The sequence below is a fragment of the Flavobacterium sp. T50_26 genome, assembly GCF_057652995.1.
This window is the reverse complement of the sequence record NZ_JBYFCC010000001.1, coordinates 62,180-77,685: the sequence shown is the minus strand read 5'-3', so window position 1 is coordinate 77,685 and position 15,506 is coordinate 62,180. Positions and strand designations below refer to the sequence as shown.

The 15,506-nt window shown below is 35.3% G+C and carries 14 protein-coding genes and 1 pseudogene; 4 read left to right on the top strand and 11 right to left on the bottom strand.

The window, feature by feature from the left end; genetic code table 11:
* Positions 1–42 precede the first annotated feature (42 nt).
* The 3 genes and pseudogenes from AC23MC_RS00355 to AC23MC_RS00345 all read left to right on the top strand — a co-directional run bounded on the left by AC23MC_RS00355 (position 43) and on the right by AC23MC_RS00345 (position 6,074).
* Positions 43–4,710 (top strand): fibronectin type III domain-containing protein, encoded by a 4,668-nt coding sequence (locus AC23MC_RS00355; protein WP_487566535.1) that lies wholly within the window; start codon positions 43–45, stop codon positions 4,708–4,710.
* Between the two features lie 311 nt (positions 4,711–5,021).
* Positions 5,022–5,468, top strand: a complete 447-nt coding sequence (locus AC23MC_RS00350; RefSeq protein ID WP_487566536.1) for a DUF2383 domain-containing protein — start codon at positions 5,022–5,024, stop codon at positions 5,466–5,468.
* A gap of 123 nt (positions 5,469–5,591) precedes the next feature.
* A pseudogene (locus tag AC23MC_RS00345) lies at positions 5,592–6,074 on the top strand (YciE/YciF ferroxidase family protein).
* A 113-nt stretch (positions 6,075–6,187) separates the two neighbouring features.
* On the opposite strand, the gene AC23MC_RS00340 reads toward AC23MC_RS00345, so the two are convergent.
* On the bottom strand, positions 6,188–6,667 hold the full coding sequence (locus AC23MC_RS00340; RefSeq protein WP_487566537.1) for a DNA-deoxyinosine glycosylase: 480 nt from the start codon (positions 6,665–6,667) through the stop codon (positions 6,188–6,190).
* Between the two features lie 93 nt (positions 6,668–6,760).
* Positions 6,761–7,249: a hypothetical protein gene (locus AC23MC_RS00335; protein WP_487566538.1), complete on the bottom strand. Its 489-nt coding sequence runs from the start codon at positions 7,247–7,249 to the stop codon at positions 6,761–6,763.
* 225 nt (positions 7,250–7,474) lie between these two features.
* Here AC23MC_RS00335 and AC23MC_RS00330 point away from each other — a divergent pair, with 225 nt between their 5' ends.
* Positions 7,475–8,068 (top strand): hypothetical protein, encoded by a 594-nt coding sequence (locus AC23MC_RS00330; RefSeq protein WP_487566539.1) that lies wholly within the window; start codon positions 7,475–7,477, stop codon positions 8,066–8,068.
* 123 nt (positions 8,069–8,191) lie between these two features.
* On the opposite strand, the gene AC23MC_RS00325 is transcribed toward AC23MC_RS00330, so the two are convergent.
* The 9 genes from AC23MC_RS00325 to AC23MC_RS00285 all read right to left on the bottom strand — a co-directional run bounded on the left by AC23MC_RS00325 (position 8,192) and on the right by AC23MC_RS00285 (position 15,500).
* Complete coding sequence (locus AC23MC_RS00325; protein ID WP_487566540.1) at positions 8,192–8,734, bottom strand: MepB family protein; 543 nt, start codon at positions 8,732–8,734, stop codon at positions 8,192–8,194.
* Positions 8,700–9,902 (bottom strand): NAD(P)/FAD-dependent oxidoreductase, encoded by a 1,203-nt coding sequence (locus AC23MC_RS00320; protein ID WP_487566541.1) that lies wholly within the window; start codon positions 9,900–9,902, stop codon positions 8,700–8,702. The genes AC23MC_RS00325 and AC23MC_RS00320 overlap by 35 nt, the downstream gene beginning before the upstream one ends.
* A gap of 186 nt (positions 9,903–10,088) precedes the next feature.
* Complete coding sequence (locus tag AC23MC_RS00315) at positions 10,089–11,471, bottom strand: serine hydrolase domain-containing protein (protein ID WP_487566542.1); 1,383 nt, start codon at positions 11,469–11,471, stop codon at positions 10,089–10,091.
* Between the two features lie 63 nt (positions 11,472–11,534).
* On the bottom strand, positions 11,535–12,125 hold the full coding sequence (locus AC23MC_RS00310; RefSeq protein WP_487566543.1) for a hypothetical protein: 591 nt from the start codon (positions 12,123–12,125) through the stop codon (positions 11,535–11,537).
* A 228-nt stretch (positions 12,126–12,353) separates the two neighbouring features.
* Positions 12,354–12,563 carry a hypothetical protein gene (locus tag AC23MC_RS00305; protein WP_487566544.1) on the bottom strand — a complete coding sequence of 70 codons (210 nt, stop codon included), beginning with the start codon at positions 12,561–12,563 and terminating at the stop codon, positions 12,354–12,356.
* A gap of 144 nt (positions 12,564–12,707) precedes the next feature.
* On the bottom strand, positions 12,708–13,103 hold the full coding sequence (locus AC23MC_RS00300; RefSeq protein ID WP_487566545.1) for a helix-turn-helix domain-containing protein: 396 nt from the start codon (positions 13,101–13,103) through the stop codon (positions 12,708–12,710).
* A gap of 126 nt (positions 13,104–13,229) precedes the next feature.
* A complete protein-coding gene (locus tag AC23MC_RS00295) occupies positions 13,230–13,514 on the bottom strand; it encodes a hypothetical protein (RefSeq protein ID WP_487566546.1) in 285 nt (94 codons plus the stop codon).
* 132 nt (positions 13,515–13,646) lie between these two features.
* Positions 13,647–14,444 (bottom strand): endonuclease/exonuclease/phosphatase family protein, encoded by a 798-nt coding sequence (locus tag AC23MC_RS00290; protein ID WP_487566547.1) that lies wholly within the window; start codon positions 14,442–14,444, stop codon positions 13,647–13,649.
* A 24-nt stretch (positions 14,445–14,468) separates the two neighbouring features.
* Positions 14,469–15,500 carry a PorP/SprF family type IX secretion system membrane protein gene (locus tag AC23MC_RS00285; protein WP_487566548.1) on the bottom strand — a complete coding sequence of 344 codons (1,032 nt, stop codon included), beginning with the start codon at positions 15,498–15,500 and terminating at the stop codon, positions 14,469–14,471.
* Positions 15,501–15,506: the final 6 nt, after the last annotated feature.

Genomic DNA, 15,506 nt, shown 5'->3' with positions numbered 1-15,506 from the left:
AATAAATAATCATTAATTAAAACAGTAATCAATAACCACTACATGAAAAAAATTTACTTTTTATTACTAATCCTGTTTTCAGTTTGCTCTTTCGGGCAAAACTATGATTACACTATTTACAATACCAGCAATTCGGGAATTGCCAGCAACTACGTAGGTGACATTAAGGTAGATGCAAACGGTTTGTTATGGATAGCCTCTTTTTCAGGAGTATCTACTTTTAACGGAACTACTTTTACCAAGTATAATACCGGTAATTCAGGTATTGCATCCAACTCAATTGTAAAAATTCAAATTGATGGTTTGAATAGAAAATGGATGGCAACACAATCCAATGGTATCAGCCGTTTGAATGGAACCACTTGGACCAATTACACAACTTCCAATTCAGGACTTCCGAACAATACAATTAACGACATTGCAGTAGACGGTTTAAACAATCTTTGGGTAGCAACTGCTTCAGGACTTTCAAAGTTCAACGGAACTACTTGGACAACTTATAACTCACTAACCAATATTAATTCTGTTGCAACAGATAGCGATAACGGTGTTTGGGTATCAACAGGAAATCTATTATATAAATTTAATGGAACAGATTTTAACATCATTACTGATGGAGTACAAAAAATACTACGAATAGCAAACAATACTATTTATATTGATGCTTTTGATGGTTTAATGACCTATACCATCAATGGTGGTGTTTATGAATTATATTATCAAAGCACTTCTTGTCTTGCGGGTTATCAACTTAACGCTTTGGATGTAAATAGCAACAACAAAGTATGGATTGCATTTCAAGGAGATGGTTTGCAAAACTTTACCGACTGTATTTCTTATACTGCCAACTCTGGCTTGCCTGATAACTATATAAGCACAGTTAGAACGCAATCGAACGGAACTATTTGGGCAGGTACATTGCAACTTGGTTTAACTAAAATGACACCTAGTGCTTCAACATGTAACGCTCCAACACAACCGTATTCTAATAATATTACCGCTACAACCGCTACCCTAAATTGGTTGCCAGCAGTTCCGGCACCTGATAGTTATGTGATTCGTTATAATACAACCAATGTGATAGGAGGAATACAAGATGCTACGGCTTCTACTTCTATTTCAATAGAAAACTTAAACCCAAATGCAGATTATTATTGGTGGGTTGCCTCAGTTTGTGGCGAACAACAATCCAATTGGGTCTTGGGTGGATTCTTTGGTACACTGCAAGCACCAACCTGTAATGCCCCAACCAATACAACGGTTTATAATTTAGGAGCTACTTCGTGTATTATCGGTTGGACGGCACCAACATCTGTGCCTAGTAATGGTTATGAAGTGTATTTGTCAACCAGTAATGTAGCACCAATTGCAACGACTACACCTAGTTATACATCAACAACAACCAATGTAAACATTGCGAGTGGTTTAACTCCTGCAACATCCTATTATGCGTGGGTTAGATCAAATTGTGGAACTGCAAAAAGTAATTGGACACCAGTTTTAAACTTTGTAACCAACAATTTATCCGGTTGTAACGCTGCTTTATATGGTCAATGGCCTGCAGCAAATTTCACACCAGCTTGTACCGGAACAACCGAACAAATTGTTGTAAACGCTTATGCAAGTGAATTTACAAACGTAAATATAGTAGCCAATAGACAATATACTTTTTCTAGTTCTGTTTCAACTGATTTTATTACGATCACGAATGATTCAAATGTAATTTTAGCAAGCGGAACAACACCTTTAAGCTGGTCTTCTCAATCCACTGCCGGAGTGATACGCTATTATTTGCATGCAAATGCTAATTGTGGTGCACAAAACACAGATAGAATACGATATATTCAATGTACAACATCAACAAGTTGTGGTTTGCCTACTAACTTAGCTGTATCAAACATTACGTCTAATTCCTGTCGATTGACTTGGAACGCACCTACACCGGCTGCCAGTTCCTATGACATCTACATCATTACAAGCAATACTGCTCCAATTGCTACAACTGCAGCTACTCAAACGAGCAATGGCAATATAGTAGGGTCGTTAAATGGATTGTTAGCATCTACAACTTATTATTATTGGGTACGTTCCAATTGTAACGGAACAAGAAGTGCTTGGGTATCGGGTGGAAGTTTCACAACAATTGCCGCTTTAAATTGCAATGGTGCTATTTACGGATTATATCCAGAAGCAACATTTACACCAACGTGTTCGCCAAGCAGTGAACAAATTGCTACAGATGCTTGGGCAGGTGAATATTCGAATGTTAACGTAAGTTCAAATCATCAATATACCTTTGCAAGTTCTATTGCAACGGATTATATTACCATTACAAACGCTTCTGGAACAGCAGTACTGGCTAGTGGTACTTCGCCTTTAGTTTGGAATTCTGGTGCTACAGCTGGAGTTGTACGATACCATCTTAACACCAATGCAAATTGTGGTGTTCAAAACAGCGGAAGAACAAAATTTATTCAATGTACGGCTTCGTCTAGTTGCGGATTGCCAACCAATTTAGCTGTTTCAAACATTACGTCTAATTCGTGTCGATTTACATGGAATGCACCAACACCTGCACCAACAACGTATGAAATTTATGTTGCAACAACTACTACTGCTCCAATTTCTACAACCAATCAGACAGCTGGTAGTATGAGTACTCAATTGGCAGTGTTAGGTGGTTTAACTGCATCTACTACTTATTATTATTGGATACGTTCTAATTGTAATGGTACAAAAAGTGATTGGGTAGCAGGAGGAAGTTTTACGACTGTTGCATTTTCAAATTGTAATGGTGCAAGTTATGGATTGTTTCCAGAAGCGACTTTTACACCAAATTGTTCGGGACAAACTGAACAAATTGTCACCAATGCATGGGCTGGAGAATTTACTAATGTGAATATTCAGTCAAATAAACAATATACTTTTACCAGCTCGATTGCTACTGATTATATTACTATTACAAATGCAACCGGAACAACGGTTTTTGCTAGTGGAGTAACACCATTAGTTTGGAATTCAAATGCTACAACTGGACTAATCAGGTATTATTTGCACACCAATGCAAATTGTGGAGTGCAGAATACCGCTAGAGTTCGTTCGATAACGTGTGCAAATGTATCGTCTTGTAATCCGCCAACTAATTTTGGAAGTGAAGTTCTTTCTTCAACATCAGCTGTAATTGGTTGGATACCATCTACATCAGCACCAAATGGGGGTTATCTTTATGTATATAATACTACTCCAATAATTGGTGGTATGGATGGAAGTACTGGGTCTACAAGTGCAGATTTAACCGATTTATTACCGAACACAACATACTACTGGTGGGTTTCTTCAGACTGTGTAAGCAGTCAAAGTGATTGGGCTTATGGAGGTTCTTTTACTACACCTGGTACTGCTACTAGCTGTTGGCAAACAATTAGTGCCGGTTATACCCATTCAGTAGGTATAAAAACAGATGGCACTTTATGGGCTTGGGGAGACAATGGTTACGGCCAATTAGGTGACGGAACAACAATAAGTAAAAATACACCAACCCAAATAGGATCAGCAAACAACTGGGAAAGTGTTTCTGCAAGTGGTGGTTTTACCATTGCCATAAAAGAAAATGGAACGCTTTGGGCTTGGGGAAATAATGCCTTTGGTCAATTGGGTGATGGAACAACTACAAATAGAACCACGCCAACGCAAATTGGTACAGCAACCAACTGGAATAGTGTTACTGTAGGAGAAGGATTTGCCTTAGCAGTAAAAGACAATGGTACACTTTGGTCTTGGGGATATAATAATTATGGTCAATTGGGTGATGGTACAACCGCAAACAGAACAGTACCCACACAGGTAGGAACAGCAACTAATTGGCAAAGTACTGCGGCAGGAGCTGGTTTTTCACTAGCCATAAGAACAAACGGTACACTTTGGGCATGGGGTTATAATAATTCCGGTCAGTTAGGAGATGGCACAACCACAAACCGAATTACTCCTTTACAAATTGGAACCGAAAATGACTGGGCAAATGTAGCCGCAGGATATGCTCACTCAGTTGGATTAAAAACGAATGGAATACTTTACACATGGGGAAATAATGCAAATGGTCAATTGGGTGATAGTACAACTACAAACAAACTGACTCCAACAGGTGTATACGATCAAGTAGAAAGTATTGAAGCAGGATGGTATTATACAGTTGGCACAACAACATTTGGAAATATGTTAATTTGCGGGCAAAATAATTTTGGACAACTGGGGGATAGTACTACTTCTGATAGAATCTGGGTGAGTGCTACAAATTCAACTGATCATCTACAAATTTCTGCAGGAGCATTTCATACCTTGTCATTACATACTGATGGTTCACTGAAAGTATGCGGATTAAATGGACAAGGACGATTAGGAGATGGTACAACAACTGATAGAATTTCACTAACACCTATTGCTTGTCCAACAAATAATTTAGGAATTGGCGATTTTACAGAAACAAATACTGTAAAAGTTTATCCAAACCCAGTGAATGATATTTTAAACATTTCATTTGAACAAGGAATTTCTTCTGTATCGATATACAATTTATTGGGTCAGGAAGTATTTACTAAATCAATTAACGCAAACGAAACGACTATTGATGTTTCAAATTTCGCTGCCGGAACTTACTTGGTAAAAGTTCAAGTGGATAATGAGGTGCAAACACTAAAAGTGATTAAAAAATAATTTACACTTCTATTTAAAAAAAACCCCAAACTCAAGTTGCTTGAGTTTGGGGTTTTTTTTGATGTTTTGTTTCTGATACCTAAACTTACTCATAATTATTATACAATAATTATGTAACAAATTAAAAATCTAATGTAACTAATTTAAATACTAATCCGTTAGATTTGTTGAAATAGGATACTTGTAATTTCATCTCATATATGTACATAGCAATAGTTAAAATGAAGCGAATAAAGTAGGATGAGATAATCTTATAACGATATTCTGAGAGATGAAATGCTTAACAGTAATTGGCAAAGACGATAATATTTATGGAAATTGACAAATCGTTGTGTGAAGAATTAAAAATGCTTTTGGTATCCATTCAAGAAAATGAAAGGGGATTTATGATTGCAGCAGTACATACATCTAAGAGTGAAATTAAACTTTTTTTTCATAAAAAGTCTATGGAAAGTAAAGATTTTGCTTCTGAATTTAAGGGAGAATTAGACTTTTTAGAGTATCCGAAAGAGGATGAACATAGCATTTCTGCTTATGCACAAGAAATATGGTTTGATTTTAACTGGTTTTTTTCTACGTGTGATGATGAGAAAATTTTACACAAAATAATCACCGATGAACAGGAAATTATAAAGAAATATGATTTTGTGCTAACCTTGATTTTACGACCCTCAACCCGAATGCTATTAACGTTGCAAAAAGAGTGCATTGAAAATGATTTAAACCATAATAAAATTTTCTTTTTTTATTGCAAGTAGACAAACATACAAAAAATGAAGAAAGCCTATTTTGTTTCATTTGAGTTACGATTTGATTTTTTTCGATTAATCCGAAATACGATTTGAAACTACTTTTATCAAATAAACAAAAACACTTATACTATGAAGAACTTAGAAGATTTATTTGAACACCAATTAAAAGATTTATTTAGTGCAGAAAGTCAGTTGTTGGATGCATTGCCAAAAATGGTTTAGAAAGCGAATGACAGTCAATTAAAAAAAGCTTTTGCAGATCATCTTGAAGAAACGAAAGGGCAACAAAAAAGGCTAAATGAAATTTGCGATAGTTTGGGCATTACTACGGATGGTGAAACCTGTAAAGCCATGAAAGGGTTGATTGCTGAAGCAGACAGTTTTATGAAAGAAGTGGAAGATAAGAACGTAATGGATGCCGGATTAATTGCCGAAGCTCAACGTGTAGAACACTATGAAATTTCAGGCTATGGAACAGCTGTTAGATATGCAAAAGAGCTTGGTCATGACGATGTTGCTGCAAAACTGCAGAAAACGCTAGATGAGGAATATGCTGCTGATGAGAAGTTGAATAAGTTAGCAGAGAATAGACTCAACGAAAAAGCTATGTAAGAATCACTTTTTTGCTTGTACTGCCTGTATTAATTAAGAAATCTTAAACCTACTTTTCTTACTTGTACGGGCAGTATTTTTTTAAAAAAATTAATGCCCAAATTAACACATTGTCAAATTGCCACATTCTTCCAAATACTTAATTTTTCCTCAAACGAAATTCCAGCATTCGCAGGACTAGTAGAAGGTAAAGTTACCAATTGATAGTGACTGGATACTTGAACATACTTTTTGAAATACTTTGCTGCTTTTTGTCCGTTAAAAAAGATTTTTTGAATTTCTGGATGCGAAGCTAAAAAAATGGTAAAATCATTCGGAATTTCTTGTTCAATGGCACTGTCTAAACTTCCTTCTCGCACGCAGGTTTGCAGTACATCCCAAAGGGCAATGTTGTGGGTTAAAACTAATTTTTTTCTAACCTCATAGTCGGTCGAGTAGGGCTCATTAAATAGTGTAAATAACAATTTCCAAAACGCATTCCGCGGATGACCATAATATTGATTCAACGTTAATGAAGCAATCCCGGGCATTGTACCCAAAATCAATACCTTTGAATTTTTATCTGAAATGGATGGGAAGGAATTGATTTTCATGCGTCGTAGGGGTTTTAATTGCGTAAATTTACTTGTTGCGGTTCATATTATAATTAGATAATATAACCACTTACTTTTTAGAAAAACAAGTAATTAAAATCGTTTTTCTTGTAGCGTTTTTATTTTGAGTTCTTCAGTCAATCTTTTTAGTAGTCTTTTGGAAACATATCTAAAACCTAATTCCAGAAAAATAAATCGTATAATTACAATTGCAATCATAAGCTTAAAAAGCAGCTCAAATTTATGTTGAACCATCGCTGTAACCATTCCGGAAAGAGTGAATGTAATTATCAAAATAAATAGTATTTTTAAGATTTTCCCGGTCTGAATTTCTAACGTTCCTTTTTTATTTTCCAATTTTCCGTGTACAATGCAAAAATCTCCATACAACTTTTTTGATAGTTTTAGTTCAAATTCATTTTCTTTGATTTTGCCAATAAATAGTTGATTATTCCAATTTGTAACATACTGTTCTTTTGATACAGTACAATTTTTTAAATTTGAAATAGCAGATGTGCTATCATTTGTTAATTCGATTGAATAGTTGTTTTCGGGGAATATCTTCAGTTGCTTTAGATTCATGAAATAGTAGTTGTTTTCTCCACTAAAATACTAAAATATAGTTCAAAACACACTTTTTGTATTCCGTTCCCAAATTGACACATTCTCAAATTGACACATTTTCCCATTCTCAATGTTAACATTTCACCCAAACCAAAAACTTAACATTGCCCTTTAACACAAATGACTTAAATTTGCTTAACACGTAATTATCAATACGTTTACAATTAATTTACATTAAAAAATATGGAAGAAAATAAATCACCCGAAGCTACTTCAAATGAAGTAAAAAAAACAGCAACAGAGAATAAGCAACCGGAGGCAAAAAAAACAGTTACACCACGAAGAACGGCAACAAAACCTGCAGCTAAACCTGCTACTGTAAAGCCAACTACTGCAAAACCTGCTGTAGCAAAAGCGACTACTGCCAAGCCTGCCACACCAAAAGTAGCAGCAAAAACAACTGTTGCCAAGACCGCAACTCCAAAAACAGCTGCAAATATATCTGCTACTAGTAGCAGAACGCCAGCTTCAAAAACACCTGCAAACGGAACGCCAAAAGTGAAAACAATAAGCAAAGTTGAAGAAAAGGAAGTTGAAACTCCGGAATCAATTCAAAATCAACTTAAGAAATATAAAAAAGAGCGAGAGAAACTTAAAGAAGAACTGAAAAAAGAAAAAGCAAAAAAAGCCAAAGCCAAAGAAAAAGCTAAAAAAGCCAAAGAAAAAGCGAAAGCAAAGGAGAAGTCTAAGAAGGCAAAAGAAAAAGAGAAAGCCAAAGAAAAGGCAAAAAAAGCGAAATCAAAAGGAAAAAAAGCTACTTCTAAAAAGAAAAAATAAACAACGATATTTTATAAACTCACTTCTTTCTATTTATTTGGAGAGGAGTGAGTTTTTTATTTTTTGATAAAATTAGTTGTTAGCCTTGCGGCATCTAAATCGAATTATTTTGGAAGGCACCTTTTAATTTTTTTTCAATTCAAGTACTGGAGTGTTTTCAGGTTCAATTAGCACAAAATACTTTGTTTGCCAACGTTGTGTTTGTTCCGCTTGTTTGCTAGTTGCAACATCCCAAGGAGGGTAAACTCTAATTCCTCTTTTTCCTTGTTTTCCGTTGTTTGTGATTATCCCCTTTTCCACCAATACCGATTTTGGAAAAATAAATTGCCCGATTTTGTCACCGCTTTTTGCTGTTATTACAATAAAATCTATTGTGTCCGAAGTGTCAAATGGTGCCGTGATGCCTTCGTTGTTTCGTTTCCAAATCGTTACAAATTGACCTGTTTTGGTGGGTGTAATTTTGGAAACACGGTATTCTATTACTTGATTATTAAGTTCAAATGAACAAGCTCCATATTCTACACTTTCAGAATGCATTTTAAAGTTTGTCAAATTCAAACCACATTTACCATAAACGTTACGTATGAATTGTATATCGGAAGATATTGGAAATTCACTCATCATCATTTTTTTATCTACCAAATCGATAATATTCTGCCAATTCATGTTCTTTTCCGTTCAAGAAATCAACAATCATTTCCATTCCTTGCACCGAAAAAGTGATGCCGTTTCCACCAAAACCCAACACAAAAAGAGTGTTCTCATATTCAGGACTTTTACCAATGTAGGGCAAACCATCCTTTGTACTGCCAAAAGTTCCGGCCCAACTGAAATCTTCTGTAAATACTACATCAGGCATTAACTCCAATAGTTTTGCTTTTAATTTATCGGCTTTTCGCTCTTTGATTTTTTGTTGAAAGAATTGAAAATTAAAGTTAGAATCCTCACCACCAATTAAAAAACGACCATCATCGGTGCTTCTCATATACAAATATGGATCATCAGTGGTCCAAATAAGTGTGTTTTGAACATTTTTGTTTAACGAAATGCCTTGTTCACTCACCGTTGCATACGTATAAAATAAATCTGCAATTTTTTCCTTTAGTAATTCAGTGCTTTCGAAACCGGTGCAACAAATGATTTTTTTCGCTTCAATCACATGTTCATTTTTTAGAATCACTTTGGGTCGAAAGTCGGTTGTATCTATTTTTTCAATATCCGTTTGATCATACACTTTCATTCCTCTTTTCACATTCAGTTGAATGAGTTCATGAGCCAACTGATAGGCATCAACACTCGCCGCCACATCGGATAAAATTCCACCATGCGTGATGAGTCCATATTTTTTTTCAATCGTTTTGCCATCCAACCATTTTACGCCAAGATTATATTTGTTCCGAATGTCAAATTCTTTTTTCAGCCAAACTGCTGCTTTTTTGTTGTGAGCCACATACAAACTTTTTTGCATTTTAAATCCACACTTGACTTTAGTTTTTTTGACTAATGTGTGTAAGTTATGAATCGCTTCTACGCCTGCTTTGTAGCATTTTACCGCACCTTCTTCGCCAATCATTTCGGCTAATTCATACAATGGAACATCCACTTCATATTGCAGCATACTAGTGGTTGCACTGCTGCTTCCCATGGCAATATCTCTTTTGTCTATCAACATTACTTGGTGTCCGGCTTCCATCAAAGCATGACTAATCAAAGCTCCGGTAATTCCGCCACCAATCACTAAAATCTCTGTTTCAAGGTTTTCTTGCAGCGAAGGGTAACTGTATAAAATACCATTTTTTACTAACCAAAATGATTCAAATGTTCGTATACGCATGGTGATTTCTATTTACGCAATTGCGGAGTTATAATATAAAGTAGTTCTTTTATTTTTTAATTGTTAGTACTCTTTTTAATTTCTAAAAGGGGAACTATCAATAAGACAATTCATTTAAAATCCAAAAAAAGATGCGTCTTCTAAATGGAGCATTTTTTCGTAAATAATCAGCAATAATATTTCTAACTACTCACGCACAAACAACACTTCCATTTTACCCTGTTTTAGTTGCACTGTTTTTTCCTCCGGATTAAAAATAAGCTTAATATTCGCCGGGTCAAAAGTAAACGTGTGGTTTTCAAACGCACTCATCGGAATGGCTCCTTGTCCCGTGGCTTGCGTCATAAGAACGTTATCATTTTTAAAAATGGTAAGTTTTAGCGGAAAACCTTCGCTGGCATAAACGCCAAGATAGGCATCTAAATCTTCCGATTTTAGCGTTACTGCTTTGAGACTATTGCTTTCTATCTTTTCATTATATAAAATTTTACGAACTTCTTTATGTGGTAAAACCGTTAAAACAGATTCATTATTCTGCAGTAAAATGATGGTTTTGTCATGGTCTATATGCCTTTCGATAAAAGTAATATAACCAGCCCAACCCCCGGAATGATTGACAATTTTACCATACTTTTCATGTTTGGCCACTGCCCACCCAAAACCATAATTGGTTTCTTCTCCGTTGGTGGTTTTACTAGAGTTAAAAATGAGGGCTTTGTCGGTAGCATTAACTAATTTGTCTGTATACAAAGCTCTGTCCCATAAAAGCAAATCGCCCAAAGTAGAATTCACCATTCCATCACCCACAATTCCGTCGAGGTAATAAGTGTAGAAGGTTTTGCCAAAACTATCAGTTAACACTTTTTTTCCCAAACTGTCAGGCACATAGCCTAACGCATAATTCTCTATTTTTTGTGGAGCATATCGGCTTCTATAAACCAATGTGTTTTTCATTTTCAAGGGAGTAAAAATATTATCTTTCAAATAGTTTCCAAATGTTTTTTTAGAGGCTTTTTCAATAATTAAACCCAACAAAGCATAGCCGGTATTGCTGTATTCATATTTTTCATTGGGTTGAAAAACCACAGCAGGTTTGTGGGTAGCCATCAAATTCACGATATCCTGATTCACGGCAAACGTAGTTTTGTCCCAATGTTTTTCAAATAACTCCATGTAATCGGGAAGTCCACCCGTGTGATGAAGCAATTGACGAATAGTGATGTCGCCATAAAAATCCAGTTCAGGAATGTACTTCGCCATCTTATCATCATAGTTCAATTTCCCTTGTTTGGCCAATAAAACGATGCCCATAGCCGTAAACTGTTTGGAAACTGAAGCCAATTCAAATACCGTTTGCGGATTTATTTTTTGTCCGGTTTGTTCGTTCGCGAGTCCGAAACTTTTTTCAAAAAGAATCTTGCCTTTTTCGGCAATCAACACATTACCGTTAAAAGCTTTTTTGGTGTGCAAAGCCGTAAACAAACTGTCTAAGCGTTCACTCTTACTTTTTTGAGCAAAACCGGAATAGGGTAGTGCAGAAGCCAACAACAAAAGCAGTATCTTTTTCATAGTATGAATATTTTTTCAGGAATTAAATGTACTTAAATAAATGTAATCTTTGTAATTGGGTTGTTATAATAACCTTTTTAACTGCATCACTATATTTTTTGCCAGTTTTTCATACGCTCCGGCAATTCGGTAGCCTTGATCAAAATCAAACATTCCTTCCTCTAAACCAATTGATCGGGTATATTCTACTTTCAAAAGAATATCTGTTGGATTTTCAGTTTCGAAAATGGTGATGATTGCACTAATTTTGGCAGGTTCATTGCCGGCAACCACATTATAACCGGGATAAATCCAAGTGGTTTTTACGTTCATGGTGTGCTTAGCGTTACTGTCTTTGGCTAGTATGATTTCACCTTTATCAAAACGCTTGTTGAAGTATTCAATAAATTTTGGCTCATATTTAGCAGAACGATCAGCATACCAATCCGATTTGAATTTTTCTGCTTCACCTTCTTTATGGGCTCTTTTTTCCATTTTTTCTTTCAGATACTCTTCTTCCGAATCAAAGCCATGCACTTGCAAGCCTGAATAATCAAAGGTTACGGTATATTTTGAAATCCCTTTCAGGTTTTTAAAATTCCCTTCGAGTATTTTTTGTTGAGAAAAAGTAACTCCCACCCAAAAAATAAATATAAAAAGAAAATACTGTTTCATGGTTTTAGTTAGTAATTTAACCCGTTAGGTGTAATTATTTAATTCAAGAATACTGTAACTATTTTACCACGAATTCTCTAATTTTAAAATAAACATCCGCGATAATTTGTTCATCTATGATGAAAATTCGAATTAAATCGAATAATCATCCTAAAAAAATTAGTGCATTAGTGGCAAAACTCTTCCTAAATTTAGTTGCACCCAACGGGTTAATTTAATGATTTGCTGTCAATCCTCCCAACCACACAACGTTAATCCCAAGTCTTTTGCTTCCTTCAAAGTAACTTTTTTAGTTTCTTTTTTACAAGCACCCAAGCCACGACAAAACTCTTTTTTGTGGTATTTGGTGGCGTTTTTGCTGTCGCAGATATAAACGTCATCTGCACTCCCGGAGCTTGATAAAAGTGGAAAGAGTAAGACAAGAAGTAGTTTTTTCATTGCAGTCATTTAAATTGAAATATAAATATACACGTTTAGTTGGGATGAAAAAAATAAACTTGATTAGTGATTAGACAAAGGTCCTTCTAAAAAAATGCCTTCCAAAAAGAAAGGCATTAAAGGGAAATTTGAAAAAAATGGAGATTATTTGTTTAATAACTTTTCCAAATAAGTTACTTTGTCTTTTTCGGCTTGAACCAAACGTTCATATAATTCTACTACTTTGTCAAGTGGGTTGAAGGTACATGCAATACTTCCAAATGCTCCGTTACTATTTGTAAAATCCGCATCATTGAAACTATTGAAAAAATTAAACATTACATCTTCACTAAAATTTTGTAACGCTTCCTTTGTAACGCCAAGTGCTTGAGCTATAGCAAGTAATTTTTCATCATCTACATTTTCACTATTTTCAATATTAGAAATAGTTTGCTGACTGACTCCAATGGCTATGGCTAACGCTTCTTGCTTCATTTGACGCATTTCTCTAATGCGGCTAATATTACGCCCGATGTGTTTTGGTTTGGCTGTTGTACTCATAGTTCAAATATATAAAAATGTTTTTATATTGTGCCTATATGCTCATGAAAAAATGAGGTGGTAAAATACTAATTCCTTTGGTACAATACAACCTCGAAGAGTTTCAAACCCTTCGAGGGTTCAATTTCATTCAGCTTCCAAAAAATACTCATTCCCTTTTTCATCCTTAGCCAATAATTTTCCATAACCAATCCATTCTGCGGTTACTTCAAAACTCTCACCATTTGAATTGGTTAGTTGTCCATTGCCATATTTGTCTTTGATCGTGATGTTGCCACTCACTTTAGTACCCTTCTTATCTTCGCCAATTACATCATAGTTGTAGGTGTAATCGCCTGATTTGCCAATGCGGTATTCATACTGGGTGGAGGTATCTTCGTGATAAGTAGGTTCTGCCTCCGGTTCTTCCAAAACTGTGGAGGGTGCATAGAAAGGTTTAGGCGTAACATCAGTTTTCGTGTCTAGTTTTTCTTTTCTGCAACTGCTTAAAAAGAGTAGCAGCAGAGAACATACGAGTAGTATTTTTTTCATAATGTCGAATTTTTAAAGTAAATCAAATTGAATCCAAATAGGAATATGGTCAGATATTTTTCGAGCATCATTTAGCGAATCAAAATGCACATAAAAAGTTAAAACACCTTGCTGAACAATTTTTATTTTATCCAGCCGATAATACATATTGTCATACGGCGAAGCCAAACAATCTTCTTCAATGCAATTGGAACGCAAGGTGGTTTTTTGATTCTCAAAAGCGGAAGCATACCCCATTTTTTTTAACGGATTAAATACGGTATGTGTTTCCGGACAATTAAAATCGCCCACAAAGAGTAAGTTTAAATGAGGGTATTGTTCCGGTAAAAATTTAAAATACTTAATTTCGGTTTCAGGTTGTCTTTTTTTGGTAATGGCGTGAAAATTCACCACCGTAAATTCTTTATCTTGGTAGTGAAATGTAGCATAAAACGGTTCACGGTCAATTTCCAACGCATACTTTTTTTCTAGCCAAGGTTTCCCAATCAACTGCACTTTTGCCGTCTGCCACAAATAAGCATACCGTTCCGTTTTGTATGCACTGCTACTGGTCGGGTCACTAATGGCATAATCCCACTTGTTGCCGGTGCGGTTGAGTTCATCTGCCAACTGAGCCAACGCTTGAGCACCAGTGGGGTTAACTACTATTTCTTGTAAAGCAACTATATCGTAATCTTTAATTTGATTGGCAATAAAAACAATTGTACTGTCTGATTTGGAAGAGCCAAAGTCGGCAAGATTCCAAGAGAGGATGGTAGGTTGGGCTGATAAGGTTAAATTAATAAAAAGAATTAAAATAATTTTTTTCATTGTATAGATTTGTGAATTTTAATTTTACCACCAAGCTCTCTGGTAGCCACTCCCTCGTCGTTTGAGTTTAACTTTATAATTGTCACATCGACTGCAATCACGACTAGATTGCCAAGTAATGGAGAATTCATGCACACCTTGATTTTGTCGAAATTTAGAAGTATTAAAATCATGCGAATAACCAAAAGTGAACTCACCCATTTTAAGATAAACGATAGGATTGATAGAGGTAAAAAGTTGACTATTACTACTTCTGCCTTCTGGGTTGGTGGCAACGAAAGCACCAATGCCAAAAAAATCTGTTTCTAAAATAGTTCCTATATCAAGCCTGTTGTATTGCGATTGTCGCATGTAATTTGCAGTAACTAGTAAGTTTGAACCTTCAGGAATGATAGAAGCTGGTGAGTTTTGAATTTCAAAATAGTATCCCCCATGTAGTGTAAAAAACAAATTCAATGGTACATTACCATTCTCTCTAAACGAAATATCCGGACGAGTTAAATGTCTAACAGCTAGACCAAACCAAGCATCTTCGGTATCAAAGGCAAAGCCCGCTGTTACATCAAAGAAATTAATTTTATTACTATTATCCAAAACACCCGGATCTATACTTCCTGAACTAATTGCTCCTGTATCGGTATCTATTTGGTCTTCCAACAATAGATTGTTAAAATTAAAATCTTTTCTACCAAATCCGCTTTCAACTCCAAATCGAATTCGCCAATCATAGTTAAGCTCTAAAATATAGGAGAAGACGCCATTAAACTTGAAATAATTGTAGTTAGTGAATACTTCATTATGATTTAAAACTGTGATGCCCAAACCAACTTGATCGCTTACCAAATTATTTACATACGCAAATTGAGTATCCATTTTAGTATTACCATTAGGCCACTGTCTTCTATGCATGATACCGGCACTCCAAGTATTTGTTATACCCGTAAATGCAGGATTAAGTGTTTCAGGTACTAAATTAAATTGAGTAAATATAGGGTCTTGTGCATTTACATTTGACGTAAATAAAAAAACTAAACCGAAAATTATATGTCGAATCATTATATA

Coding starts and splice junctions, on each gene's coding strand:
- AC23MC_RS00355 (WP_487566535.1), top strand. CDS start 43: ATGAAAAAAATTTACTTTTTATTACTAATCCTGTTTTCAGTTTGCTCT.
- AC23MC_RS00350 (WP_487566536.1), top strand. CDS start 5,022: ATGGAAATTGACAAATCGTTGTGTGAAGAATTAAAAATGCTTTTGGTA.
- AC23MC_RS00340 (WP_487566537.1), bottom strand. CDS start 6,667: ATGAAAATCAATTCCTTCCCATCCATTTCAGATAAAAATTCAAAGGTA.
- AC23MC_RS00335 (WP_487566538.1), bottom strand. CDS start 7,249: ATGAATCTAAAGCAACTGAAGATATTCCCCGAAAACAACTATTCAATC.
- AC23MC_RS00330 (WP_487566539.1), top strand. CDS start 7,475: ATGGAAGAAAATAAATCACCCGAAGCTACTTCAAATGAAGTAAAAAAA.
- AC23MC_RS00325 (WP_487566540.1), bottom strand. CDS start 8,734: ATGAATTGGCAGAATATTATCGATTTGGTAGATAAAAAAATGATGATG.
- AC23MC_RS00320 (WP_487566541.1), bottom strand. CDS start 9,902: ATGCGTATACGAACATTTGAATCATTTTGGTTAGTAAAAAATGGTATT.
- AC23MC_RS00315 (WP_487566542.1), bottom strand. CDS start 11,471: ATGAAAAAGATACTGCTTTTGTTGTTGGCTTCTGCACTACCCTATTCC.
- AC23MC_RS00310 (WP_487566543.1), bottom strand. CDS start 12,125: ATGAAACAGTATTTTCTTTTTATATTTATTTTTTGGGTGGGAGTTACT.
- AC23MC_RS00305 (WP_487566544.1), bottom strand. CDS start 12,563: ATGAAAAAACTACTTCTTGTCTTACTCTTTCCACTTTTATCAAGCTCC.
- AC23MC_RS00300 (WP_487566545.1), bottom strand. CDS start 13,103: ATGAGTACAACAGCCAAACCAAAACACATCGGGCGTAATATTAGCCGC.
- AC23MC_RS00290 (WP_487566547.1), bottom strand. CDS start 14,444: ATGAAAAAAATTATTTTAATTCTTTTTATTAATTTAACCTTATCAGCC.
- AC23MC_RS00285 (WP_487566548.1), bottom strand. CDS start 15,500: ATGATTCGACATATAATTTTCGGTTTAGTTTTTTTATTTACGTCAAAT.